The organism is Campylobacter concisus (assembly GCF_003048445.1).
Classification (GTDB): Bacteria; Campylobacterota; Campylobacteria; order Campylobacterales; family Campylobacteraceae; genus Campylobacter_A; species Campylobacter_A concisus_BF.
The window spans coordinates 13,382-38,813 of the sequence record NZ_PIQW01000013.1; the positions used below are offsets into that span (position 1 = coordinate 13,382).

Sequence of the window (25,432 nt, forward strand, 5' to 3'; positions counted from 1 at the left end):
AGTCTAGCCAAAAATGGCTAAAAATTTTATGATTTTAAAGGATTTGAGCTTTGATAAATTTATAAATTATAATAATGATTAACCTTATCATAAAGAAAATAGAAATAAAATGCCTCAAATTTTACAAGGAGACAAAATGTCAAATTTAGCTACCAAACCAAAATTTACTCTAGCTGCACTGATCGGTTTAATCGCTGGCGTAGTTTCAGCTTTTGTCAAATGGGGTGCAGAAGTGCCGCTTCCACCAAGAAGCCCTATGGATATGTTTAACGCAGCTTGCGGACCAGAAAGTGCCATCAGAGCGGCTGATGCGATCGACTGCTCTAGAAATTTTCTAAATCCACCTTATGTGTTCTTAAGAGATTATGTTGGTATCGCCGATCCAAACGCCGCTATCTACGAGTTTGCAGGGCATGCATTTAACTACGTGATGCTAACGCACATCATATTTTCAATAGTCTTTGCCGTTGGCTACTGCGTCGTGGCTGAGAAATTTCCAAAGATCACGATGTGGCAAGGAGTGATGGCTGGTATCTTAGCAACTATCGCAGTTCATGGCATCTCACTGCCGCTTCTTGGCCTCACTCCGCCACTTTGGACACTTCCTTGGTATGAGTATGTCTCTGAGTTTGTAGGTCACATGGTCTGGTTTTGGTCGATAGAGATCATCCGCCACGACCTAAGAGCTAGGATCACAAAAGAAAAAGATCCAAGCGACTGCTACAACGCATAGCTTATAAATTTGCTGTTTTGGGCGCAAAACCTAAGACAGCAAAATTTAATCATTTAAAAACTCTAGCGTCTCTTGATCGCAGCCAATACCTAAAAACAAAATTTCATCATTTTTTACAAGGCTTGAAAATCTTAACTAGCTTTTAATGCGTAAAATTAAAAATTTAAGCGTTTAGCACTCACTGCTAAGCTCTAAATTTTCTAAACAAAGTGGCTTTTCACCCTCAAAGATCACCCCTATACCATAAGGCTCACAGATATCAAGCTCACCCTCGGCAAATCTCATCAACCACTGCTTATCACCCGCATAAAAGGTGCATTGTGGCGAGCTAAATGGCAGCTCACAAACTGGCACGTCAAGCAAGCTAAGCTCATCCTTGCTTAAAAAGCACCCTCGCCTAAGCTCATCTTTTAAAAAGACAAGCGCCTCTTTTATATGCTGGTCGATATCGCTGGCGATGCGATCTGCTAGCAAAGCAGTCTCATCATCCACGTCTGCTCTATCTGTGCTAACAAGGCAAAATGGCACCTGTCCAAAATTTTCACTTTTTAGCCCAGTCTCCGCATACCAGATGAAACCATCATCTACCGCGACTTTTTCAAGCTCGCCAAATTTCAAAGTCATTTTTCATTCTCATTTTTTGTGATTTTGCTACTCTTCTAAAAGAGCGAAATTTAAGTAAATCTGTCGTAATTTAAAATAGAGATAGCTTGTAAATTTGCTCTTTTAACATAAAGCAAAAGCTAAATTTACAAGCAAATTTTCAGTTTTTCTCGCTACTTAAAAGCAAAATTTCTCATCAGTGCCATTTTGCTTGCGCATAGCTTTAAAGTTAGCAAGATTGTCTTTGTCTAAAAAGTAATCTTTCTCTTTTTTATTGCGGGCTTCTAGCTTTTCTATGCCTTTTGCAAGGGCTGCTTTTCTATCTTCGTGAGGCGAGCTAAATTCTGGCGAAAACATCGCTTCATAGGCATTTTTCTTAGTCCATTCAAGCGCTTTATCAGCGATCTCTTGTTGCTTTTTGATATCGCAAAATGCATAAGGATTGACCACGTCGCCAACAAGCTTCATAAACGCCCCTATCGCAGCCACCACGTCAGTAAATTTCTCGCCCTCCATGTCTATAACGCCTCTTAGCAAGATCGCACGGTTTTTTGCCGCATAAAACCAAAATACCGCATCATCGCGAAGTCCAAGATCGTATGCGCGAGCTGAGAGAACAAAAAGAGTTATCGGAGAGACCATTTGTGGAGCGTCTTGCACGATCTTTTCTGCTTTTTTAAAGTCCTCTTCTTTGCCACTTTTTAAAAGCTCATCTATCTTGTCATAGACCTTGACATACTCCACCTTGCCAGCATTTGCTGAGTAGTAAGGTGTGACGTAGATGTCGATACTTCTTACTTTGCCATCGTTTGCAAAGCCACATACCGCTCCAAAAAGTAGCGCCGTAAGCAGTGATAAAATTTTCATTTTAGCTCCTTGTTAAATTTTTCTTTTTTTACTATCAAATTTATTAAAAAACTCGTATTTTTACATATCCTTATGAATTTAATACGCCTTTATTAGTCGTAAATTTTTTAAATTTATACCGCCTAAAAATACTCCTCTTTCAGGCTCAGCCCACTCTACGACTATATTGTCTAGATCATCATTTGGCTCGCAATACATTTTTGAGCAATCATACTTTGCTACAAACTTATCACCAATGTTAAAATCCATCTGCGTAGAATTACTTGGTATGTGCAAAGTATATATTATTCGGTATTTTTCGCCCTCTTTTGTCTTTGCTGATGTCATCTTAATAAGAATGTCTTCATCATTATTAAAATTTGATCTATAGATACCATCTTTACCAAGACCTGCTGCTTCAAATTTCATCTCTTTGCTATAAAATGGATATAGTGCCGAGCAACCAGATAAAAGCAAAATCATAAAAAATAGTCCAACTGCTTTCATTTTATAACCATCCTTTTAGAAACTTTTAGTTTTTAAAACTATGAATTGGTGCTGGAATTTGTCCGCCACGAGCGATGAAGTCAGCACTTGAGGCTTTATTTATCTTCATAACAGGCGCTCTTCCTAAAAGGCCGCCAAACTCGATCATATCGCCCTCACGACCCAAAGGTATGATACGAACGGCCGTTGTTTTTTGATTTATAACGCCGATGGCCGCTTCATCAGCGATCATCGCAGCTATACTTTGGCTTGGCGTATCTGCAGGTATGGCGATCATATCAAGCCCCACCGAACATATCGCCGTCATCGCTTCAAGCTTTTCTAAATTTAACGATCCCGCGCGCACCGCAGCTATCATGCCCTCATCTTCTGAGACTGGGATAAACGCACCACTTAAGCCGCCCACTTGATTGCACGCCATGACGCCACCTTTTTTGACCGCGTCATTTAGCAGAGCAAGTGCCGCAGTCGTGCCGTGCGTACCAACAGCCTCAAGCCCCATTTCCTCAAGCACTCTAGCCACTGAGTCGCCAACAGCTGGCGTTGGGGCAAGAGAGAGATCAACGATACCAAATTTCACCCCAAGGCGCTCGCTCGCCATTTGACCGACTAACTGACCGATACGAGTGATCTTAAACGCCGTCTTTTTCACAGTCTCAGCCACCACGTCAAAGCTCTCGCCACGCACCTTTTCAAGGGCTCTTTTGACGACGCCTGGGCCTGAAACGCCGACATTTATCACTACATCAGCCTCGCCCACTCCGTGAAATGCACCCGCCATGAAAGGGTTGTCCTCGACTGCGTTTGCAAAAACCACGAGCTTCGCACAGCCCATCTCTGATGCCGCCGCCGTCTCTTTTATGATGCGCCCCATGTCACGCACCGCGCTCATGTTTATGCCACTTTTTGTTGAGCCGACATTGACACTTGAGCACACTTTTGCGGTTTGTGCTAGTGCTTGCGGGATAGAATTTATCAAAATTTCATCGCCCTTTTGATAGCCCTTTTGCACTAGAGCCGAAAAACCACCTATAAAATCAATACCAACTTCAATAGCCGCCCTATCAAGCGTCTTTGCGATCATCACGTAGTCTTTTGCGCCCGTTGCGGCGCCGATTATCGAGATAGGCGTCACGCTCACTCTTTTATTGACGATTGGTATGCCTAGCTCGGCAGAAATTTCATTGCCCACTCTAACTAGGTCTTTGGCTTTAGTGGTGATTTTTGCGTAAATTTTATCGCAGGCTTTATTAATGTCAGGGTCGATGCAATCAAGCAAACTAATGCCCATCGTGATCGTTCTGATGTCAAAATTTTGCTCCTCGATCATCGAGATAGTTTCGGTTACATTTTTGATATCCATCTTTTGTCCTTAAATTTTGTGCATCGCATCAAAAATGGCTGAGCTTTGGATATTTATCTTTACTTTTAGACTCTCTCCAAGCTTATCTAGCTCCGCTCTTAAGGCTGTAAAGTCTTTATTTTCATCGCTTGAAACCACCGCCATCATCGTGAAAAAGTCACTCAAAATAGTCTGGCTTATATCATCTATGTTTAGCCCTAGCTCGCTAAGCTTTGCTGAGACGCCAGCAACGATGCCAACTCTATCTTTTCCGACTACGGTTACGATCGCTTTCATCTTTTCTCCTGTTAAATTTTAAATTTATTATATAAAGTGCATTTTGGCTCCAAAATTTAAACCCTGCATCAAGCAAAGCTAAATTTTGGTAGCCAAATTTAAACTGGCAAATTTTAAAATTTGCTCTAAATTTTATCTTTTGTAATTTTACTTCGAGCAAGCACTCTTGCCGTCATTTACTGGCTGGATCGCTGAGTTATCAGCCCCGCCGCCGTTATTTATATTTTCTATTATCTCCCAAAGTCTTGCAGCTGCACTCTCATAGCGTTTTGCAGTGACTGAGTTTGGCTCATAGAAGCTAACTGGCTTACCGCTATCGCCTCCCACTCTAACAGCTGGCTCGATAGGAATTTCAGCCAAAATTTGAGTATTGTAAGCTTTTGCTACCTCTTCAGTCGTGCCTTTGCCAAAGATGTCATACTCTTTGCCATTATCTGGGCAGATAAAACCGCTCATATTTTCGATGACGCCAGCGATTGGGATGTGAAGCTTCTCAAACATATCAAGAGCACGCTTACTATCATCAAGTGCTACTACTTGAGGCGTTGTGACGCAGACACCTGCTGTTACTGGCACGCTTTGAGCTAGAGTTAGCTGCGCATCGCCTGTTCCTGGAGGCATGTCGAGAAACAAGACATCAAGCTCGCTCCAAAGCACGTCTCTTAGCAGCTGCTCGATCGCTTTCATTATCATCGAGCCACGCCAGATAAGGCTCATGCCCTCCTCCATCAAAACGCCCATACTCATCATCTCAACACCATGGCTAAGTATCGGCTTTAGCTTGTTGCCAACGACTTGTGGCTGAGTATTTACTTCGCCAAGCATCCTTGGGATATTTGGTCCGTAGATGTCAGCGTCTAAAATTCCCACTTTTTTGCCTAGTTTTGCCATTGAGATGGCTAAATTTAGCGTTGTGGTTGATTTACCAACGCCACCTTTGCCAGAGCTTACCATTACGAAATTTTTAACTTGTGGCGCGATATTTTTGCCACTTTGAGTGTTACTTTTTTCCTCAGGTATCTTTGGCTGGATCAAATTTAGCACGTACTCGTTTGAGCCCATGACACGTTTGATGTCCGTTTTTAGCTCATTTGCCACCTCTGGGCTTGAGCTAACGATCTCTACTTCGATTAAAATTTTCTCGCCGATTTCTACATTTTTTACAAAACCAAAGCTAACTATATCCTTCTCAAATCCCGGATATATGACACCTTTTAGTCTATTTAAGACCTCTTCTTTATTTAACATTTTTCTCCTTTTTCTAGATCTTTTGAAATTTTATATGCACAAAATTTTGGTCCGCACATCGAACAAAAATGAGCGCTCTTAAACGCATCTTCTGGCAAGCTCTCATCGTGAAGCTCTCTAGCCTTTTTTGGATCAAAGCTAAGCTCAAACTGCTTGTTCCAGTCAAATGCATATCTCGCGTCACTCATCGCATGGTCTTTTTCGATGGCTCCAACTTTGCCAAGTGCGACGTCTGCGGCATGAGCTGCTATCTTGTGAGCTACAATCCCCTCTCTTACGTCATTTTCATTTGGCAAGCCAAGGTGCTCTTTTTGTGTCACATAGCAAAGCATGCTAGCACCGTGATATGCTGCCATCGTACCACCAATAGCCGACGTGATATGATCATACCCCGCGCCGATATCGCTAACAAGCGGTCCAAGCACGTAAAATGGGGCGTCATGGCAGAGCTCTTGTTCGATTTTCATATTATACTCAATTTGACTTAATGGCACATGACCAGGGCCCTCTATCATCACCTGCACATCTTTTTGCCATGCACGAAGTGTAAGCTCTCCAAGCACCTTTAGCTCGCTAAGCTGCGCCTCGTCTGTTGCGTCGTAAAGGCAACCTGGGCGAAGTCCGTCGCCAAGCGAGAGTGAGACGTCGTATCTAGCGCAAATTTCTAAAATTTGATCAAAAATTTCATAAAATGGATTTTGCCTATTTAGCTTTGACATGTAGCTAGCGCTTAAACTGCCACCACGGCTAACTATGCCCATTTTACGCTTTTTCACAAGGGGCAAAAACTCACGCAAAAAGCCAGCGTGTATCGTAAAGTAACTAACCCCTTGCCTTGCTTGCTTCTCTAGCACGCTTAAAATTAGCTCATTTGTGATATTTGTAACCTCTTTTGCCTCTTTTAAAATTTCATACATCGGCACTGTGCCAACTGGCACGCTTGAATGCTCTATGATAGCGCTTCTAATGGCATCCAAATCGCCGTCCGTGCTTAGATCCATAACCGTATCAGCGCCAAATTCTAAGCAAATTTCAAGCTTTCTAAGCTCCGCGCAAATGTCGCTACTTAGGCTTGAGTTGCCGATATTTGCATTAACCTTTGTCTTTAGCTTTCTGCCTATGCCCATAGGCTTTAAATTTGTGTGATTTACGTTTGCTGGGATGATGATGCTACCTTTTGCCACCTCATCCATGAGCAAATTTTCGCCTATCCCCTCGACCTTTGCTACATAGCTCATCTGCTTTGTGAGCTCACCTCGCCTAGCATAGTACATCTGTGTCTTTGTCATGACTAGCCTTTTTTTAAAATTTAAAGGCTCATTTTAGTCCTTTTTTGTTTTGATCTAACTAAATGCTAGTCTTAAATTTATTTCTATAAAAAGAAATATTTAGCTTTTAGGTGTATAATTCCGTAACAATCTTCAAAGGAGCTACCTTGCTTGATATCTCACTTATAATGCTAGGAGCAGGAAATTCCAGTCGTTTTGAGCTACCTGTAAAGAAGCAATGGCTTCGCATCGGCAGCGACCCACTTTGGCTATTTGCCACTAAAAATTTGAGTAACTTTTACACATTTAAAGAGATCATCGTCGTTAGTAAAGAGTGCAAATATATGTCTAAATTTGCTCCAAATTATAAATTTGTTGATGGCGGCGAGACAAGGCAAGATAGCCTAAAAAACGCACTTGAGCTAGTAAGTAGCGAATTTGTCCTAGTTAGCGACATCGCGCGCCCTTGTATATCAAGCGAGCTCTTTCACAAGATCATCGAGGCGGCCGCTCAGGCTGACTGCGTGGTGCCTGCGCTAAAGATCGCAGATACTGCCTATCTTGGCGAAAATGCAATAGACAGAGAGAAGGTAAAACTTATCCAAACACCGCAGCTCTCGCGCACAGCACTTCTTAAAAAGGCTCTTAGTAGCGGCGAAATTTACACAGATGATAGCTCGGCTATGAGGGCCATTGGCGCAAGTGTTTGGCACATTTTGGGCGATGAGATGGCTAGAAAGATCACTTTTAAAGAAGATCTTGCCAAAATTTCAGCCCTAAAAGCACCAGAAAATGAGGTTTTTATTGGTAACGGCTTTGACGTGCATGAGTTTGAAAAGGGCCGTCCGCTTGTGCTTTGTGGCGAAAAGATCGACTATGAGTTTGGGCTAAAGGCTCACAGTGACGGCGACGTGGCACTTCATGCTCTGACTGATGCCATTTTAGGGGCTGCTGGGCTTGGCGATATAGGCGAGCTCTTTCCTGATACGGACGCTAAATTTAAAGATATTAGCTCCATTTATCTGCTGCAAGAAGCCTACAAAAGGGTGCAAAGCGTGGGATTTGTGCTAACAAACGCTGATATCACGATAATGGCGCAAAAGCCAAAACTTTCAAAACTAAAATCAAAAATGGAGGCAAACATCGCTCAGGCTCTAAATTTAAGCCAGAGCCGCATAAACGTAAAGGCGACGACGACTGAGGGGCTTGGCTTTGTGGGCAGATGCGAGGGGATCGCTGTCATGGCAAGCGCTAGCCTTAAATTTTACAACTGGACACAAATATGAAAATTTTAATAGTAGAAAACGAAATTTACCTAGCTGGCTCGATGGCTAGCAAACTAGCTGACTTTGGCTATGACTGCGAGATCGCAAAGAGCGTCAAAGAGGCTTTGAAATTTGAAAATTTTGACGTAGTGTTACTTTCTACCACACTCCCTGGTCAGGACTTCTACCCAGTCATAGAGAAATTTAAAAGCTCTATCATCATCTTACTCATCGCCTACATCAACAGCGACACCGTGCTAAAGCCGATACAAGCGGGTGCGGTGGATTACATCCAAAAGCCATTTATGATAGAAGAGCTTGTTAGAAAGATAAGACATTTTGAAGAGTTTAGAGGCTTTAAAAACGAGATCAAAAACTACGAAAACTATATAAATTTCGCCCTAAAAGACTACGAGATACCTTGTTTTGAAGCCAAAAAGATCAAATTTCCACTTCTTTTAAAATCAAGCAAAAATGGCTACAGCGATAAATTTATCTTTAACTACGTAAAGGCTGGGAATTTGCCATTTTTGTTTTTAGGCAAAGCCTGTTTTAGCGAGCTTGAAAAAGCACTTGCTCAAAGTGGCGACGAGCTAATATACATCACAAATCTTGAAGAGCTAAAAGAAGATGAAAAAGAGAAAATTTTAGAGCTTTGCAAAAAGAAAAAAGTGGCCATACAAACTAGCGATTTTGCGCAAAGTGCGCCATTTGAGGAGCTTGAACTCTCCATCCGAGATAAAAACTTTGATATCGGTGAGATCGTCACGATCGATGAATATATAAAATATATCATAGTTAATTATCAAGATAAATTCCCCGACACCGAGCTAAGCAAAAAGCTTGGAATTTCTAGAAAATCACTTTGGGAAAAGAGAAAGAAATATGACGTCAGCAAGAAAAAATAGTGAAATTTCTATAAACACCGAAGTTTATGGCGCCTTAGAGCTTATCAAAAACAAAATTCTCTCAAATTTTAGCGCCCTGATGGACGACGAGCAGATCAAAGAGGTGGCAAAAAAGGGCTACTTTAACGGCGAGCCGATGCCCTACTCTTTTGGCTTTGCTCCATTTGGCGAGGTCAATCAAAATATCGCTAGCAAGCTGCATGCTGGGCAAAGAGTAAATTTAAATATGGACGGCAAGATCGTTGGGCACATCGACGTGGCAAAGGTCTTTAAATTTGACGAGAGCATGCGAGCTAAAAATATATTTTTAGCAAATGAATCAAACAGCGAAATGTCACTAAATTTAGGCAAATACGGCATAAGCGGCGAGTTTGAGCTATATGATGAAAGCCTCCAAATAAGCAAAGATACGCTAAATGAGCTGATAAAAGAGAGTGGCGCCAAGAAAATAACAGCTGTCTTTTTAACAGCTGACCCATTTAACCGCGCGCATGAACGCCTAGTTAGGATGACTATCGATAAGGCCGATCTTGTGGTCGTTTTTCTCATCAGAACGCGCGAAGAGAGGCACATAGACTATGAGATCAGAAAGCAAGTGCTTGACTTTTTTAACCAAAACTATCTGCCGACAAAAAAGGTCTTTGTCTTTGCGCTGAAAAACACAACCCTTTTTAGCTCGCACGCCAACCCAACGCTTGAGTGCATCGCAGCTTCAAGACTTGGCGCAAACAAGCTAGTCATCGGACAAAATCACTCTGGCATTGGCATGTTTTTTGACCACAACGAAGTTCATACGATACTTGATATCTACAAAAACGATCTAAATTTAGATGTGATCGTCCTGCCAGAGCTAGTTTATTGCAACAAGTGCAAGACGCTAGTTAGCACCAAAAGCTGCCCGCACGGACAGCACCACCAGATCAAATACCACCCAGATGTGATCAAAGAGCTGCTTTTTAACGGCATCATGCCACCAGCTATACTAGTAAGGCCTGAAATTTCAGCGCTCATTTTAAGCAAGCTCTATGTAAATCGCTTCAAAGATATACAAAAGCTCTGCGACGATCTCTTTGTAAATTCTGGACTGCTTGAAAACAAGACCGACCGCGACTTTTACGAGGAGCTCATGAAGCTCTACCAGACATCATCACTCACTTAAGGAAATTTATGCAAAAGCTATTTTTGACATTTTTTGGATTTGGACTTTTACCAAAGGCGCCTGGCACTTGGGGCTCGGTGGCTGGAGCTGTGGCAGCTTATTTTGTGTTATATTTTTTCTCAGCGACCACGCTTTTGCTAGCTAGTATTTTGCTGTTTTTGGTGAGCATTAGTGTTATTGATGATTTTGAAAAAAAGGCAAATTCGCACGACGAGAGCTTTATCGTGATCGACGAGGTTGCTGGCGTTTGGCTTGCTATCGCCATTAGCGGAGCGACGATCTCTCAGCTAGTGCTCTCTCTCGTGCTTTTTAGGGCGCTTGATATCAAAAAACCATCGATCATTGGCCGGATCGACCGCAACGTAAAGGGCGGACTTGGCGTTATGGGCGATGATATGGTCGCTGGATTTTTCGCTGGTATTATTAGCGCGATGATATATGGTGTGGCTATGAAATTTGGCGTAGTTTTGCCGTAAGCTGAGCTAGCTATCTTGCTGGCTCTTTTTAGATTTAGCCTTCTCTGCTCTTTTTCCATTTTAGAAATTCATCCCACTCTTCTTTTGAGACTAGAACTTTGTCGCTAAAATTTTTCTCATCCCTGCCTGCAAATTTATCTTTGTCGTAAATTTTTCTAAAGACGATCATATTATAAAGTGAAAATTTTAGCTCTTCAAAAAGGCTTAAATTTTTGACATTTTCAGGGGTTATCTCATTGCCATTTTTGTCACGTCCTTTGCCACCTAAAAATAGCAAATAAACAAGCGGAGTCATGAAGTTAAATCTTAAAAGTAACGCCCAAAAGCAGTTTAAAAAGCCGTGATTGTATTTAATGCAAACGTAAAAACCAAAAACGGCGTAAATGGCTATTATAAAAAGCATAGTGTAAAAAATATAAGCTAATCCATCATCGTTTGAAACGTCAAAATTCTCGCATATTGCACAAAAGATAGCTACAAAGGTGGGAAATATCACGAGCGGGAAAACTAGATGCAGTCCGACTAGATCAAATTTACTCAGATAGACTTTTATATTTCGCCTGCCAGCAAAGATCATCAATAAAATAGCTAGCACTATCGGCGCAAAGACTAAACTAGCATAGAGATCACTTATATCCAAGTTGCGCTCCTATTTTTGCTTTGTAAATTTGAGTTTTGCTAAAAACGCTTTGCACTCTTAAATTTAAATAAAACAGAGCTAAATTTACCTGCGATTTTTGCGGTTTTCTATGCCTATCCTCTCGCTATCTTCGATCTCTGCAACATAGCTTGGATTTTTCTTTTTAGCCTCTTTGTCTAAAAAGCTAATAAGCTTTGCATCGGCATTTTGATGAGAGCAGATGAGGATTATAAAATTTATGTAGTTGCTAGCTTCTTTTGGAGCGACCTGATTTTTTTTCGCTGGTATTATAAATTTCTCTCCAAAAATTTGTATAAGCTCGAAAAGCTCGTTTTTGCTTAGAGTTTTATCGCTAGCAAGCTCTTCAAGCTTTTCGATCGTGATCTCTTCTTCACCCTCAGCTTCTAGCTCTCTTGCCAAGACTTGATGATCTTTGTTCTTTAGCAAAATATAGATTAGCGCGCAAATGGCCACTATAAGCAAAAAGACAAAAAAGACTATCAAGCCTTTAAGAAGCATCTATAGCCTTGTGCAAAGAGAGCGTTTCGTAAATGCAAGAACGCTCATCGCTATCATAATGGCGATGCTTATCCAGACGAAATCAGGCACTGGAAGCGGATCTCCAGCTGCGTATGAGTGCATGCCAGCTAGATAGAAATTTACCCCAAAATAGGTCATTATGATCGACCAATAGGCAAAAAATGATGCAACAGCAAATGCGTATTGATTATTAAGCTTTGGTATAAATCTCATGTGAAGCACCGCCGCATAGACAAGGATCGAAACTAGCGCCCAAGTCTCCTTGCTATCCCAGCCCCAGTATCTACCCCAGCTCTCATTTGCCCAGACGCCACCTAAAAAGTTTCCAAGCGTGAGTAAACTAAGACCAAGTATCATCGCCATCTCATTTATACGTGTCGCTTCAGTGATATTGCGTGCAATCTCTGCATTTGGCTTTTTCTTGTTTTGCAAGATGATAAGCAGCAAAGTAAATCCACCAAGCAACGCACAAAGGCCTAAAAATCCATAACTTGCAGTTATGATAGAGACGTGGATAGTTAGCCAGTAGCTCTGAAGTACAGGCACAAGTGTCGTGATCTGCGGATCCATCCAGCTAAGGTGTGCAACAAATAGCGTAACACCAGCCAATATAGATGTAAGCGCAAGTGCGATCGGACTACGTTTTGCAAAGATGATGCCAGATAGACCAAGCGCCCAAGCGATATAGACCATCGACTCGTAGGCGTTACTCCAAGGGGCATGCTCAGCGATATACCAGCGAAGACCAAGTCCAGCTGTGTGCGCAAGAAAAGCTAGTAAATTTATAATATACACAGCTTTAACTATGCCATTTATCTGCACTTTTGGCGCTAACATCTTAACAAAAACAAATAGTAAAAGCGCAAGTCCAGCCAAAAGATATATCGGCGTCAAGCGGTCAAATACTTGAAATTTATTAAATAAAATTTCTATGTCTATTTTTTTCTCACTTGGCATGACGGCAGAGCCGTATTTGTGCTGATAGGCTGAAATTTTCTCAAGCGCCGCATCCGCCTTACTCCAGTCATTATCCTTTGAGGCTGCATCAACAGCTGAAAAATACTCTCTCATCATGCCAACTACTAGCTCAGCCTCTTTTGGCGAGAAGTACATCATTGCACTAGCTGGCGAATACCAAGAATTTGACGGGTCATCTTGTTTTGGGAAAATTTTGAAAATTTCACCGATAAATATCATATAAAATACATTTAGTCTCTCGTCGATCTTTATCACATCTTTGTCAAAAGTATTGCGTGAGCCTGGGTGTTTGCGGTTTGCTATCTCAGCAAATTTTGTTAGTTTATACTCGCTTCCACCATCTTTTGTCGCTTTAAAAAATTCATCAAAGCTTGCGTATCTTGCATTCTCATCGACGCCTAGCTCTTTTTTTAGCTCCTTGCTTTGACCAAGTGCGATGATTTTCTCATTTCGCCAAAAATCAGGCGTTACCATTATAGAAAGCATCGCTTGGTTTGAATTTAGGCTACCTATGCTCTCACCTCTATGAATTTTGTTTAAAACCTCTTTGCTAAGCGTATCAAATGGCTTCATCCTGCCATCTGGACTTTGCACGATGAGTCTAGCAAGCTTGTCTGCATGCTCTTTGCTGATATGCGGCAAGAAATCCTCCGCCTTTAGCGAGCTAAAATTTAAGCCTAAAAGTAAGACAGCTATGAGCGCAGCCACTTTTTTACCGCCTTTTGTTGATTCATTATCTATTAGTTTGGCTAGCTTTCTAAAGCGGCTGTTAGGATTTATGACATTTAGCAAGAAGCCAAGACCTAGCAAAAAGTAGCCGATATATGTCGGGATCTTACCTGGGTCTTTATTGACAGAGAGGATCGTGCCTTTCTCGTCGGTGTCGTATGAACTTTGGAAAAATCTATATCCATCGTAATCAAGCACGTGGTTCATATAAATTCTATAGTCAAACCCAGGATCATTCGTACCATCTTTTACTACAACCTCACTTGAGTAGCTCATAGGCGAATTTGAGCCAGGATATCTTTTTAGCTCAAAGTCTTTTAGATAGAGGCTAAATGGGAGTTTTATCTGCTGAGCTCCCCATGAGGCGTTAAATTTCTGTCCAGCCACGGCAATACGTGAAGGCTCCATTAGGTTGTAAAATACATGCATCTCTTTACTCTCACCTTTATAGTTTAGCTCAGCTATCAACGCATTAAACTCGCTATCCTTTGAGCTAACTAGCTTTCTTGTAGCGTGCGCTGAGACTAGCCTTGGAGCGAAATTTATATTTGAGATAGTATATAAGCTACCTGTGCCAAATTCATTCACACTGCCAGCTTTTAGCTCAGTTTTAGAGCTATCCGCCATAGTAAATTTTGAAAGATCGGCATTTGAAGTAACTGTGAAATTTCCATCATTTAGTCTAAAAAGAACGTATTTTTTATTTTCATCTGGCTTGGCATTAAAGATAAAGCTGATATCTCCAACCCTTGCCTCTTCTTCTTCAAGTAAAAATATCTCTTCACTCTCGCTCTCGTTTGAGACTACAAACTCAACGACAGGCTTTCCGCTATCATCATTTACAAATTTATAACTTGCATTTGGCACAAATTCTTTAAATTTTAAACTGGCCTCACCGTCTGCTGTTTTTAGCTTTAGATCAAAGCCCTTCTTTACATCAGCAAGTCCTAAAGGCATAGCCGAGCTGATTTCTTCGCCTTTGTCGTTAAGCGCTGTTAAATTTATATATGAAACCTTCGTGCTAACAACGTTTGAAGCAGTGTCTTCACGTATATGCATATCAGCTTCAAAGCCAAGGTATCTTGTGATGCCAGCACCTATTAAGATGACGATAAAACCTATGTGAAAGATAAGTGATGGGAGTTTTTTAGGATCGATTAGGTTGTATCTAAAGATGTTAAAGGCTAAATTTATACCAAGAATTAGTTGGATAAGCGCGAACCAGCCAGCCCCATAAACATAGTACCAAGCTGCTTCAGTGCTGGTTTTGCTCTCTATTATTGTGGCGGCTCCACTAGCTATGGCAAAGATTATCATCAAAACGATAGCTGAGCCCATACTTAAAAATAATGTTTTTGGATTTAACATCTGCTTCCTTTTATTTATATTGTGGCAAAGCTACCGAAGTGAAATTTATCTTAAATAACTGCCTTGCTTTGTTTCGGTTGAAACTGGTTTATTTTCGTTTGTATCTTGATCTGCAAGTGCGTCTTTACCTTTTAGATAAGCTAGTATTGCACCTAGATCATTGTTTGAGACGATCTTAGCCTGGTTTTGCATTACGTTTTTACCGCTACCACCAAAGCTTGAGTCACTTCTATAAGAGATGATGCTGTCTTCTATATCTTTAGCATCCATGTTTTTAAGTGGTGTAGAGCCAAATGGTCTTTTGTCTGCGCTTTCGCCATGGCAGCTAGCGCATTGTTTTTCATAAAGCTCTTTTCCTAAAGAGACACTATATCTACCTTTTCTATCAATGCCAAATTTTAAAATTCTATTGTCTTTATAGCGTCTTGGATCTTCATCGACATAGACATTTACTTTTTCATTTCTGTCATTAGCCTGCTTTTTTGCCATTTCGGCAAGCTCTTTACCAAACTCGCCACGAGCTTCTATATAATAAACCTGAGAAGCTGCAAAGGCATTTGCCACCAAAAAACACGCCAAAAAAGAAATTTTGATATTTTTCATGAGTTTCCTTGAAATTTTGCTCTAAATTTAAAAATCCCGGATCAGATTGCTCCGACCTGGGATTATATCATAAGTTGATTAACGAGCTATGAATTAGAATGAGTATTTAGCTTCAAATCTAAATTTGTCAGCTTTGTTTTTATCTCCGTCATGCTCTTTTTCTGTTTTAAAGGCATAGAATGAGCTAAATTTCAACTTTTTGTTGTATTGATAAGCAAATCTTGGAACAAATTCCTCAACTTTGGTCTTCTCATCTGTTTTGTAACTACCTTTGATATAGTCTAAACCAGCTGTAAATTTATCAAATGTATATGCACTTGTTGCATAGAAGTAACTACCCTTACCTTCTGCACGTGTCCAGTCAAATACATCTTCGCCAGCGTCGATTAAGCCACCTTGATCTTCAAATGTAAATGCTGAATATTTACCATCTTGATAGTTTTGAGTTTTGTAGCCAATATAGCCAGCAGCTAAATCAAGACCAAATAGTGAAGTTGAAAGTTCGCCAGCATAGAAGTTACCATCATCGTAACCAAGAGCATTTTTTGCACTTGTATCAGCTTGGCTATGTGCATAATTAATTCTTGCACCTAAAGATATATCGTTAGTTATAGCAAAATTTCCTGAAACATCAGCTGCAAGAACATCAGCTAGGTTAGTTAATGTGCCATACCATAGTTGGAAGTTGATAGGATCGTATGAACCAGCAATACCAGCTGCATATAAGTTACCAACGTCATAAGTACTCAAATAACCAGTAGCTTTATATAGATCTCCACCACTTTCAACATCATCACCCTCAAGAGCATCAAAAGCTAATGCTGTTAGAGTAAGACCTTCGATGTCTTTATTTTCCACTCTTACGCCTGTACCAACTGCATCATCAGTAAAGTATGAACCGATGACTTGCTTACCAGCTGTTATAGTAGTACCGCCGATCTTATAGCCAAGATAGAATTGGTGAACACCAAATCCTTTAGTTGTATTTGTTTTATCTGTACCAGCGCCAGCGTTATCACCTGATCCATCAGTAGCATTGTATCTTAAGCCAATAACACCAAAGAAGTTATCATCGATAGCAGCTTTAAAATTTGTGATCATTTTAAAGTTATGACCAGCTTTATTTCTATCTTGTGAAGGTGTTGCTGAAGCATCAGCACTCTTATCTCTAGTATTTGTATATCTATATCTTGCAAATCCTGAAAGATCTACGTTTTTTATAGCTTCTTCAAGTGGAGTTGCACTTGCAACGCTTGAAAATGCACCTAAAGCAACCAATGTAGCTAAACTAATTTTTGTTAGTTTCATTTTTTCTCCTTTTAAGGTTTTGTGATGACGATTATAATCAATAAATTTTAATATGAAGCTTAAAAAATCATAAAATTTTGTACTTTTGTTACCGATCGTTTACCGATTTTGACCAAAAAGAGGTATATTTTGATAATTTATCTTTCACAAATGAGACTTTTAAAATGGGGATAAAAAGAAAAAGGGGCTGTTGCTCTGCCCCTTAAAAGGAGTTCTAGTTTTGATTGCTGATGAAATTATATATGCTGGCAGTAAATCAACGGTAATCTAAAAAGAAATTTTCTCCTCTTTTGGTACTTCGATATTCGTTTTTATATTTTTTCTTTTTACAACTACTTCATTTTGTGGTTTTCTTATGCCATTATATGCACCTCTGGAGCCACCCTCTTTTATAAGAAGCATGTCTATAAGCTTATCTGCATAAAAAGTAGCATAGACAAGATCACCCTTATCATAATAATATCTGTTTGCACAAAAATTTGCTTTGTTTAGTTTGTGATTTTTCACATCGCTGGCTACTATCTCGTAGCAGTATTTCGAATCTTTATAGCTGACATCTTTTATGAAGCCTTTGATGGAGCTTTTTGCAGGTATAGTTTTAGTGGCTTGCCTTGGTTGCTTACGGACTGGTGGGTTGTCATCAAAAAATGAACATCCCAAAAACATAGTAGCAACTGTTAGAGGAAGTAAAATTTTAGCTTTCATCTTTTCTCCTTGATATAAAGAGCAAAGTATAGCTTTTAAGATTAAATAAAATTTGCGAGTTTTTAAAATTTGAGTTTTGTGCTTACATTAATATATAAATTTCTTGGGAGAGATCCCAAGAAATTTAGGCTGATACGTTTAAGACGTTACCACCAAGCTCGGCGATCTTTTTATCAAGTGTTTCAAGGGTCTTTTCGATAGTCTTTTGTGAAATTTCAGGAAGCTCTCCGCCCCAAATTTTCTTTGCATCCTCAAAGCCCTTTGCCACGCCATCTCTACCAGCTTTTAGCTTCTCTAAATCATCACCTGCGCCATTTAGCACAAAACCAGCTATCCTATCAGCTGTATTTGCGATGCCAAAAAAGCCATTTTCACTAACTAGCTCGCTCGCCTCATCGCTACTTAGCTCTCCTAGAGCTTTGCCGTTGTAGCCTATGCCTGCTAGATCAAGTCCAGCTAAAATGTCTGATAAATTTTCGGGCACACTAAAGCTTAGACCACCTTGAGCTAGTAAATTTGAACTAGCATTTTGAGTAATATCTTTTTGATACTGCAAAAAGTAGCTATTTGATATCTCTTTTGCACTTAAATTTGAAACCTCAGGCTGCTTTTTAGAAACCTCTTTTTCATCTTTGTGAAGTGAAATTTCTGATTTTACATTTTCTTTTACGCTTGAAGTGCTGTATGAGCTTACGATTTGACTGATTTGCATATTTGGCTCCTATAAGTTTATAAAAACTATATCACCAAAAGGTGGAATTTATTTAGAGTAAAGCGGGAGAGCTCCCGCTGTGATTATTTACCAAGTGTTGCGTTTAGCATCCAGATGGCTTTTTCAAATTTAGCTATTTGATCTTGTGCGTACATCTGAGTTGTTGTGTCGCCTTCTGCAAGCTCATCAAGCTTTTTAAACTCGCCCAAAAGGTGCTTGTAATCAGCCAAAACAATATCCAAAACTTCAGTCGGAGTGTAGCTCTCTTTTGGCTCGTGTTTGATGTGAGCGACTTTTGCTAGCTCTTCGGCCTTAACAATAGGTCTGCCACCAAGCATAAGAGCTCTCTCAGCTGCATCATCAAAAATCTCACTCATATCCTCATAAGCTTTTTCGGTATACTCGTGGACGCTAAAAAATTGAATACCTTTTACGTTCCAGTGAAGATCATGAAATTTGATATAAAGTGCGTTTGCATCAGCCTGAATTGTGTTTAACTGTAAAATAATTTTTGACATTTTGTCTCCTTCTTTATTGTTTAAATGTGATGAAATTATATTGACTTAGAGTTAATCACTGGTTAATCAAATAATAAAATTTATTATTTAGTATAAATTTTGACTACAAAATAAATTTATCTTGTAGTCAAATGTAGAATTTAGAAATTTGTCTATTTTTTATAAGGTGTAGTTTTGTAGCCTTGTTCGATCAAACTACTCATGCCACCATCTAAATTTATAATCTTAAGATCTGTGCTATCTATCGCTGCAGCTGCTGCTGTGCTTCTTCTGCCACTTCTACAAACAAGAGCGATAGGCTTTTTGATATCAACCGCTTTTGAAAGCTCATCTAAAAATGCACTCTTATTGCTTGGATCAAAAGTGATGGTCTTCGCACCAGATATGATGCCAGTCTCTTGCCATTCAGATGGAGTTCTAATATCAACAATCTGATCATATTTTTTAATCTCATCTGGACTTATATTAACAGTTTTAACATCAGCTGACAACATGCAACAAACGGCTCCTAAAAGTAAAATTTTTTTCATCTACTCTCCTTAAATAAATTTTTGAAATGTTAGCATAGATTATTAAATATATAAAATTTTTGTTGATAAATTTTATTGTTAATGAGATCATACAAATAATTCATTAAAAAAATAAATTTATTTATATGCCAAACACAACTACTTATAAAAATAAGAATTCTAAATATAAATGATTTAAAGCACTCTATAAAAAATTGTTATTGCATGGTATTAAAAGCAGGAGTGGTGTCCCCAGCGAGGTTCGAACTCACGACCTCAGAATTAGGAATTCTGCGCTCTATCCAGCTGAGCTATGAGGACAAATTTGCAAGTTAGTTTAAATTTTTACTCAAGTAGTTAAATTTTAAAGGGCAGATCGCTCTGCCCTATTTTGGCTAATTAGCCATTTCTCTTTTTAATAATCTCTTCACTTACGTTTTTAGGAACTTCTTCGTAGTGATCAAATTCCATAGAGTAAGTCGCACGACCTTGAGTCATTGAGCGAAGATCTGTTGAGTAGCCAAACATTTGAGCAAGTGGACAATAAGCTGCAATGATTTTTATACCATTTCTATCATCCATTGAATTTACTTGGCCACGGCGCTTATTAAGGTCACCGATAACATCACCCATATACTCTTCTGGAGTCTCAACTTCAACTTTCATCATAGGCTCAAGGATAACCGCACCTGCTTTTCTAGCGCCCTCTTTAAAGCCCATAGAAGCAGCAAGTTTAAATGCCATTTCAGATGAGTCAACTTCGTGGTAGCTACCATCAAAAAGTGTAACTTTAACATCTTCAACTGGATATCCTGCAAGAACACCACTTTGAAGCGCTTCTTTACAACCTTTTTCAACAGCTGGGATGTACTCTTTTGGAACAACACCACCTTTGATGTCGTTAACAAATTCAAATCCACTAGCAGCTGGAAGTGGCTCGATGCGTAAGAATACGTGACCGTATTGACCACGACCACCTGATTGTTTAGCATACTTATACTCTTGCTCAACTGCCTTACGGATAGTCTCGCGGTATGCAACTTGTGGCTGACCAACTTCAGCATCAACTTTAAATTCACGAAGCATACGATCGACAATGATCTCTAGGTGAAGCTCGCCCATACCACTAATGATAGTTTGTCCGCTCTCTTCATCAGTGCTAACTCTAAAGCTTGGATCTTCTTGAGCTAGTTTTTGAAGAGCGATCGCCATTTTTTCTTGATCTGCTTTTGTTTTTGGCTCAACCGCAACACTGATAACTGGCTCTGGGAAGTCCATTCTCTCAAGGATAACTTTATCTTTTTCACTTGCAAGAGTATCGCCAGTTAAGGTATTTTTTAGACCAACAACAGCGCCGATCTCACCAGCGAAAAGTTCTGTAATCTCTTCACGTTTATTTGAGTGCATTTTTAGTAAGCGGCCGATTCTCTCTTTGCAGTCTTGAACTGTGTTGTAAGCATAGCTACCACTTTCAAGGCTTCCTCTATAAACACGGATAAATGTTAGCTGTCCAACAAATGGGTCAGTCATAATTTTAAACGCAAGAGCGGCAAATTCACCATCATCTGTACTTTCAACAGTCACTTCAGTGCCATCTTCGTAAACACCATTTATCGCTGCGATCTCATCTGGAGCTGGTAAATAATCAACTACTGCGTCAAGTAGAGGTTGTATACCTTTGTTCTTAAACGCAGTTCCGCAAAGCATAGGTGTGATAGTCATTCTTAAGCAGCCTGCTTTTATACCTTTTTTAATCTCTTCTTCAGTTAGTTCTTCGCCTGCAAAGAATTTCTCCATCAAACTATCGTCTGTCTCAGAAACAGCTTCGATTAGTTTTGCACGGTATTCTTCAGCCTTGTCTTTAACTTCAGCTGGAATTTCTTCTTCAACATAGTCTGTTGGCTTTTTCTCGTCATTCCAAACGTATGCTTTCATTCTTACAAGATCAACCACACCTTTGAAGTTATCTTCAGCACCGATAGGAATTTGGATAGGTACTGGATTTGCTTTTAGTCTTTCTCTAATCTGCTCTTCAACTCTAAAGAAATTTGCACCAATTCTGTCCATTTTATTAACAAAAACAATTCTTGGTACATGATATTTATTTGCTTGTCTCCAAACAGTTTCAGACTGTGGCTGAACACCACCAACAGAACAAAATACCGCAACAGCACCGTCAAGAACACGCATAGAACGCTCAACTTCAATAGTAAAGTCAACGTGTCCCGGAGTGTCGATTAGGTTTACTTGGTAGCCCTTCCAAAATGCTGTAGTTGCAGCTGATGTAATAGTAATACCACGCTCTTTTTCTTGCTCCATCCAGTCCATAGTAGCAGCGCCATCATGAACCTCACCTATCTTATGGCTCATACCAGTGAAAAACAAAATTCTCTCACTAGTAGTTGTCTTTCCAGCATCAATGTGAGCCGCAATACCGATATTTCTTACCTTATGTAAAGGCGTTTTTCTCTCTGCCATACTAATTCTTTCTTACCAGCGGTAGTGAGCAAATGCTTTATTAGCCTCTGCCATCTTGTAAGTATCTTCCTTCTTCTTGAAAGATGCACCTTTTGAATTTGCCGCATCTAAAAGCTCATTTGCTAGTTTATCAACCATTGTTCTTTCGCTTCTTTTTCTAGCAAAAGTTATAAGCCAGCGGATAGCAAGAGCTTGTTGGCGAGCTGGGCGAACCTCAACTGGTACTTGATAAGTAGCGCCACCAACACGGCGTGATTTAACTTCTAAAATAGGTTTTACATTTTCGATAGCGTCGTTAAAAACGTCGATGCCTTTAACCTCAGCATTTTTCTTTTCGATAGCTTTAATAGCACCATACATTATCTCTGTAGCGACGCTTTTTTTGCCATCATACATAAGAGAATTAATAAATTTAGTGATTATTTTATTTCCGTAAATCGGATCAGGTAAGACTTCCCTTACAGGAGCTTTTCTTCTTCTCATTTTGATCTTTCCTTCAAATTTTTATGAAATTTTACTCAAACGTTTGCAAATTTAAGCAACGTCTGCGAACCTAATTTTTTACTTTTTTGGAGCAGCAGCGCCAGCTTTAGGGCGTTTTGCACCATATTTAGAACGAGAAACTGTTCTTTTTGCAACACCAGCAGTATCAAGTGCACCACGAACGATGTGATATTTAACACCTGGTAAGTCTTTAACCCTACCGCCGCGAACTAAAACGATACTGTGTTCTTGTAGGTTGTGACCTTCACCGCCGATATAGCTGATGACTTCAAAACCGCTTGTAAGCCTAACTTTGGCAACTTTCCTCAAAGCTGAGTTTGGTTTTTTAGGAGTTGTAGTATAAACCCTAGTGCAAACTCCTCTTCTTTGAGGGCACTCTTTTAACGCTGGAGATTTTGACTTAACAGTCACTTTCTTGCGTTCATTTCTGACCAATTGATTTATGGTTGGCACAATAATTCCTTTCAACTAAATTTATTAAAAAGACCTAATTTTATTTAAAAAAAGCTTAAATAACGGTTAATAAGTTAGACTTATTCATACGTTCCTTTTTTTATAAAACCACTGCCATCTTTTAAAATTTTACCCTTTGCAACGACAAATTTAATATCAAGCTCGTCACTAACTAGCAAGATATCCGCATCAAAGCCCTCTTTTATCTCACCTTTTTTATTTTGCAAGGCCACACTTCTTGCCACGTTTGTCGTAAAATATGGCAACGCTTCCTCGATACTAAAGCCATCTTTTACAAAATTTATAAACTCTTCATATAAGCTCTTAACGCTAGCGATGCCTATTTTTAGTAAATTTCCATCGCCATCATAGCTAGAGTAGCTGCCAAAGCCGTCTGAGCTAATTGTTATCTTATTTGTCGGTAAATTCTCTTTTTTGACGCACTTTACAGCCTCAAGTGGCGTAAGCCCTGGCATGCAGGTAAAGTCGATATAGCCGCCATCTTTTATAAATTTAAAGCTTTGTTTAAAAAGCTCCTCGTTTCTATTTACGTGTGTTGGCTGAAGTAGCGTGATTGGCATGTCGTACTCATTTAGCACTTCATAGATCAAATTTAAGCCCTTTTTGCCGTCGCCCATGTGAAGTGTGGTGTGGCCTGACTTTGAGCTGATCATACCAGCCACCCTGCCAGCAGAGACTATGTGAGCGAGCTCATCTTTGCTCACGCTTGATGAGCGGTGGTCGCTTATGGCTAGCTTGGTGCCGATTATGGGATCAACAAAGACAATATCTTTTTCGATCTCGCCAGTTATCGTTGGCGTTTTAGAGCTGTATGCGCCAGTGTGAGCATAGCATGTGATGCCCTCGTCGTTTAGCGCGTGTGCTTTTGCGACTAAATTTTCAACGCTTCTTGTCGTGCTGTCAGTTCCAAGTAGTCCTACGACTGTCGTTATGCCAGCTTCTATTAAATTTGATAGCATGATCTCAGGTACTCTAGTCTTAAAGCCGCCCTCGCCGCCGCCTCCAGTGATATGCACGTGCTTATCGATAAGGCCTGGTATAGCCGTGAAATTTGAAGCGTCGATCACCTTTACATTTGGCAAATTTGGCTCTAAATTTTCAGCTATGCAGACGATCTTGCCATTACATATAAATATATCTTTTTTGCCAAGAAATTTTGGCGAGTAAATTTTGGCGTTTTTTATAAGTATCATTTGGCATCCTTGTTTATCTTAGCTATGCCGATGCCAGTGAGTGCTAAAATAATAGCAAAAACAACGCCCATGTAGTTTAGTATCGCCCATGGCAAATACTCTACCGTTGGCACACCAAGTGTAGCTGTCATATATGCGCCTGCTGCTGACCAAGGGATGAGTGGGACGATCACGGTGCCAGAGTCTTCAAGTGTTCTTGAGAGGTTTTTGGCTGCTAAATTTTTCTCTTTATAGAAGTCTTTAAACATCTCGCCAGGGATGAGGATAGAAAGATATGAGCTACCTGTGACAAATGCGACAGTTAGGCATGAGCCGATAGTCGAGATGATGACGCCTGCTGTTGATTTAACCCTTGCCATGATGGTGTGAAGTACCTTCGTAAGCATGCCAGTTTTTGAGATTATACCAGCAAAGCCCATAGCGCAGATGACTAGGATAGTGGTTGAATTTACCGAGCTCACGCCGCCTCTATTTAGAAGCTTAGTGATATCTTTTGAAAACTCCATATTAATGCCGCTCATAGTGACGTTAAAGCCAGTCATCACTGAGATAAAGCCATTTTTAAAGCTAAAATCTTGAACGATAACGCCAAGAAGCACTGAAAATAGCGAAGCTATGATCATGACAGGTATCGTTGGCCACTTTAGCACCGAACCAGCCAAGACAAAAAGCACAGGCAAAAGTAAGATGATATTCCAGTGAAAAATTTTATCAAGCTGACCTTGAAGTGCTAAAACCGACTCTGAAACATTTGCGCCACTACTTGCAGCCTCGCTACCAAAGAATAGATAAGCCGCTATCGCAACGATAGTTGCTGGGATGGTTGTATAAAACATATGTCTGATGTGCTCATAAAGCTCTGAGCCAGCTGCTATCGGAGCTAAGTTTGTTGTGTCTGAAAGCGGAGAGAGCTTATCGCCAAAGTATGCTCCTGCGACTACCGCGCCAGCAGTCGCTGCTAAATTTACATCAAGACCTTGAGCTATGCCCATGATGGCGACGCCAACTGTGCCAGCAGAACCCCAAGATGTGCCAGTTACGGTTGAGATGATAGCTGCGATGACAAAAGCTGTTAGGACTAGATACTGCGGACTTATAAGATCCACGCCGTAGTAGATGATCATAGGGATGGTGCCTGAAAATACCCACGAGCCAATAAGCAGACCGACCGCCCAAAGTATCATAAGAGCAGGCAATGAGCTAGAAATTTTCTCTATCACTCCTTCTTGAAGCTCGCTCCAGCTATACCCTAGCCTCCAAGCGATGCCGCCAGCCACTAGGGCTGCTATCAAAATGATCGGCTCAACCTTTAGCTTCATATAACCAACGCCAAGCGCAAGACCTACGATCATAACCAAGATAGGCGTAAGGGCTAGCAGAAACGAAGGCTCTTTTTTTATAGAGTTCATCAGGTGTCCTTTAAATTTGAGATATTTTTGAATTTAAAGGCTATAAACTTAAATTGTTATAAAAAAATAAAATAAATTTAAATTTTAAATAAAATGTGTGAAAATTTAGCAC

At 40.1% G+C, this 25,432-nt stretch carries 26 protein-coding genes and 1 tRNA gene; 5 read left to right on the plus strand and 22 right to left on the minus strand.

All coding sequences use genetic code 11. The features are described 5' to 3' along the window. Window positions 1-136 precede the first annotated feature (136 nt). A complete protein-coding gene (locus CVT14_RS08510) occupies window positions 137-733 on the plus strand; it encodes a YagU family protein (RefSeq protein WP_012001525.1) in 597 nt (198 codons plus the stop codon). Window positions 734-904: 171 nt separating this feature from the next. Here the strand turns inward: CVT14_RS08510 and CVT14_RS08515 are convergent, their stop codons facing one another. The 7 genes from CVT14_RS08515 to thiC all read right to left on the minus strand — a co-directional run bounded on the left by CVT14_RS08515 (window position 905) and on the right by thiC (window position 6,865). Further along, window positions 905-1,357, minus strand: coding sequence for a hypothetical protein (locus CVT14_RS08515; RefSeq protein ID WP_012001524.1), 453 nt, complete (start codon window positions 1,355-1,357; stop codon window positions 905-907). A gap of 156 nt (window positions 1,358-1,513) precedes the next feature. Beyond that, window positions 1,514-2,203: a hypothetical protein gene (locus CVT14_RS08520; protein WP_021084217.1), complete on the minus strand. Its 690-nt coding sequence runs from the start codon at window positions 2,201-2,203 to the stop codon at window positions 1,514-1,516. Window positions 2,204-2,281: 78 nt separating this feature from the next. Further along, window positions 2,282-2,689, minus strand: coding sequence for a hypothetical protein (locus CVT14_RS08525; protein ID WP_021085916.1), 408 nt, complete (start codon window positions 2,687-2,689; stop codon window positions 2,282-2,284). A gap of 25 nt (window positions 2,690-2,714) precedes the next feature. Next, entirely contained in the window at window positions 2,715-4,052 is a 1,338-nt protein-coding gene (locus tag CVT14_RS08530) for a PFL family protein (RefSeq protein WP_107850120.1), read from the minus strand. Window positions 4,053-4,061: 9 nt separating this feature from the next. Beyond that, on the minus strand, window positions 4,062-4,328 hold the full coding sequence (locus CVT14_RS08535; RefSeq protein ID WP_002939508.1) for an ACT domain-containing protein: 267 nt from the start codon (window positions 4,326-4,328) through the stop codon (window positions 4,062-4,064). A 147-nt stretch (window positions 4,329-4,475) separates the two neighbouring features. Next, window positions 4,476-5,576 carry an Mrp/NBP35 family ATP-binding protein gene (locus tag CVT14_RS08540; protein WP_103573471.1) on the minus strand — a complete coding sequence of 367 codons (1,101 nt, stop codon included), beginning with the start codon at window positions 5,574-5,576 and terminating at the stop codon, window positions 4,476-4,478. Next, window positions 5,570-6,865 (minus strand): phosphomethylpyrimidine synthase ThiC, encoded by a 1,296-nt coding sequence (gene thiC / locus CVT14_RS08545; RefSeq protein ID WP_107850121.1) that lies wholly within the window; start codon window positions 6,863-6,865, stop codon window positions 5,570-5,572. The genes CVT14_RS08540 and thiC overlap by 7 nt, the downstream gene beginning before the upstream one ends. Before the next feature lie 146 nt (window positions 6,866-7,011). Between thiC and CVT14_RS08550 the strand changes: the two genes are divergently transcribed. The 4 genes from CVT14_RS08550 to CVT14_RS08565 are packed head-to-tail and all read left to right on the plus strand — an operon-like array spanning window position 7,012 to window position 10,652. Continuing rightward, window positions 7,012-8,130, plus strand: coding sequence for a bifunctional 2-C-methyl-D-erythritol 4-phosphate cytidylyltransferase/2-C-methyl-D-erythritol 2,4-cyclodiphosphate synthase (locus CVT14_RS08550; RefSeq protein WP_107850122.1), 1,119 nt, complete (start codon window positions 7,012-7,014; stop codon window positions 8,128-8,130). After that, the gene (locus CVT14_RS08555; RefSeq protein WP_107791672.1) at window positions 8,127-9,017 is read left to right on the plus strand and encodes a response regulator; all 891 of its coding nucleotides are present in this window, start codon (window positions 8,127-8,129) and stop codon (window positions 9,015-9,017) included. Before CVT14_RS08550 ends, CVT14_RS08555 begins: the two co-directional genes overlap by 4 nt. Continuing rightward, window positions 8,995-10,176, plus strand: a complete 1,182-nt coding sequence (locus CVT14_RS08560; protein WP_107850123.1) for a sulfate adenylyltransferase — start codon at window positions 8,995-8,997, stop codon at window positions 10,174-10,176. The genes CVT14_RS08555 and CVT14_RS08560 overlap by 23 nt, the downstream gene beginning before the upstream one ends. Before the next feature lie 8 nt (window positions 10,177-10,184). Beyond that, on the plus strand, window positions 10,185-10,652 hold the full coding sequence (locus CVT14_RS08565) for a phosphatidylglycerophosphatase A (RefSeq protein WP_107850124.1): 468 nt from the start codon (window positions 10,185-10,187) through the stop codon (window positions 10,650-10,652). Between the two features lie 34 nt (window positions 10,653-10,686). Here the strand turns inward: CVT14_RS08565 and CVT14_RS08570 are convergent, their stop codons facing one another. The 15 genes from CVT14_RS08570 to nhaC all read right to left on the minus strand — a co-directional run bounded on the left by CVT14_RS08570 (window position 10,687) and on the right by nhaC (window position 25,320). Further along, a complete protein-coding gene (locus CVT14_RS08570; RefSeq protein WP_107850125.1) occupies window positions 10,687-11,292 on the minus strand; it encodes a hypothetical protein in 606 nt (201 codons plus the stop codon). A gap of 84 nt (window positions 11,293-11,376) precedes the next feature. Next, a complete protein-coding gene (locus CVT14_RS08575) occupies window positions 11,377-11,811 on the minus strand; it encodes a fatty-acid--CoA ligase (RefSeq protein WP_103617961.1) in 435 nt (144 codons plus the stop codon). Next, complete coding sequence (gene ccsA, locus CVT14_RS08580) at window positions 11,812-14,907, minus strand: cytochrome c biogenesis protein CcsA (protein WP_107850126.1); 3,096 nt, start codon at window positions 14,905-14,907, stop codon at window positions 11,812-11,814. A 45-nt stretch (window positions 14,908-14,952) separates the two neighbouring features. After that, entirely contained in the window at window positions 14,953-15,510 is a 558-nt protein-coding gene (locus CVT14_RS08585) for a c-type cytochrome (RefSeq protein ID WP_107850127.1), read from the minus strand. 93 nt (window positions 15,511-15,603) lie between these two features. Beyond that, window positions 15,604-16,818 carry an OprD family outer membrane porin gene (locus tag CVT14_RS08590; protein ID WP_107850128.1) on the minus strand — a complete coding sequence of 405 codons (1,215 nt, stop codon included), beginning with the start codon at window positions 16,816-16,818 and terminating at the stop codon, window positions 15,604-15,606. 267 nt (window positions 16,819-17,085) lie between these two features. After that, a complete protein-coding gene (locus tag CVT14_RS08595) occupies window positions 17,086-17,523 on the minus strand; it encodes a hypothetical protein (RefSeq protein ID WP_107850129.1) in 438 nt (145 codons plus the stop codon). A 124-nt stretch (window positions 17,524-17,647) separates the two neighbouring features. Next, window positions 17,648-18,235: a hydrogenase-4 component G gene (locus CVT14_RS08600; protein ID WP_107850130.1), complete on the minus strand. Its 588-nt coding sequence runs from the start codon at window positions 18,233-18,235 to the stop codon at window positions 17,648-17,650. Window positions 18,236-18,318: 83 nt separating this feature from the next. Beyond that, entirely contained in the window at window positions 18,319-18,753 is a 435-nt protein-coding gene (locus CVT14_RS08605; RefSeq protein ID WP_107850131.1) for a Dps family protein, read from the minus strand. 152 nt (window positions 18,754-18,905) lie between these two features. Continuing rightward, a complete protein-coding gene (locus tag CVT14_RS08610; protein ID WP_107850132.1) occupies window positions 18,906-19,283 on the minus strand; it encodes a rhodanese-like domain-containing protein in 378 nt (125 codons plus the stop codon). 223 nt (window positions 19,284-19,506) lie between these two features. After that, a tRNA-Arg gene (locus CVT14_RS08615) sits at window positions 19,507-19,583 on the minus strand. Between the two features lie 78 nt (window positions 19,584-19,661). Further along, window positions 19,662-21,740, minus strand: a complete 2,079-nt coding sequence (gene fusA / locus CVT14_RS08620; protein ID WP_103572176.1) for an elongation factor G — start codon at window positions 21,738-21,740, stop codon at window positions 19,662-19,664. 12 nt (window positions 21,741-21,752) lie between these two features. Beyond that, window positions 21,753-22,223: a 30S ribosomal protein S7 gene (gene rpsG, locus CVT14_RS08625; RefSeq protein WP_002941142.1), complete on the minus strand. Its 471-nt coding sequence runs from the start codon at window positions 22,221-22,223 to the stop codon at window positions 21,753-21,755. Window positions 22,224-22,301: 78 nt separating this feature from the next. Continuing rightward, entirely contained in the window at window positions 22,302-22,697 is a 396-nt protein-coding gene (rpsL, locus tag CVT14_RS08630) for a 30S ribosomal protein S12 (protein WP_002941121.1), read from the minus strand. Window positions 22,698-22,777: 80 nt separating this feature from the next. Further along, complete coding sequence (gene iadA / locus CVT14_RS08635; protein ID WP_107850133.1) at window positions 22,778-23,911, minus strand: beta-aspartyl-peptidase; 1,134 nt, start codon at window positions 23,909-23,911, stop codon at window positions 22,778-22,780. Then, the gene (gene nhaC / locus CVT14_RS08640; RefSeq protein WP_021085501.1) at window positions 23,908-25,320 is read right to left on the minus strand and encodes a Na+/H+ antiporter NhaC; all 1,413 of its coding nucleotides are present in this window, start codon (window positions 25,318-25,320) and stop codon (window positions 23,908-23,910) included. The genes iadA and nhaC overlap by 4 nt, the downstream gene beginning before the upstream one ends. Window positions 25,321-25,432 lie beyond the last annotated feature (112 nt).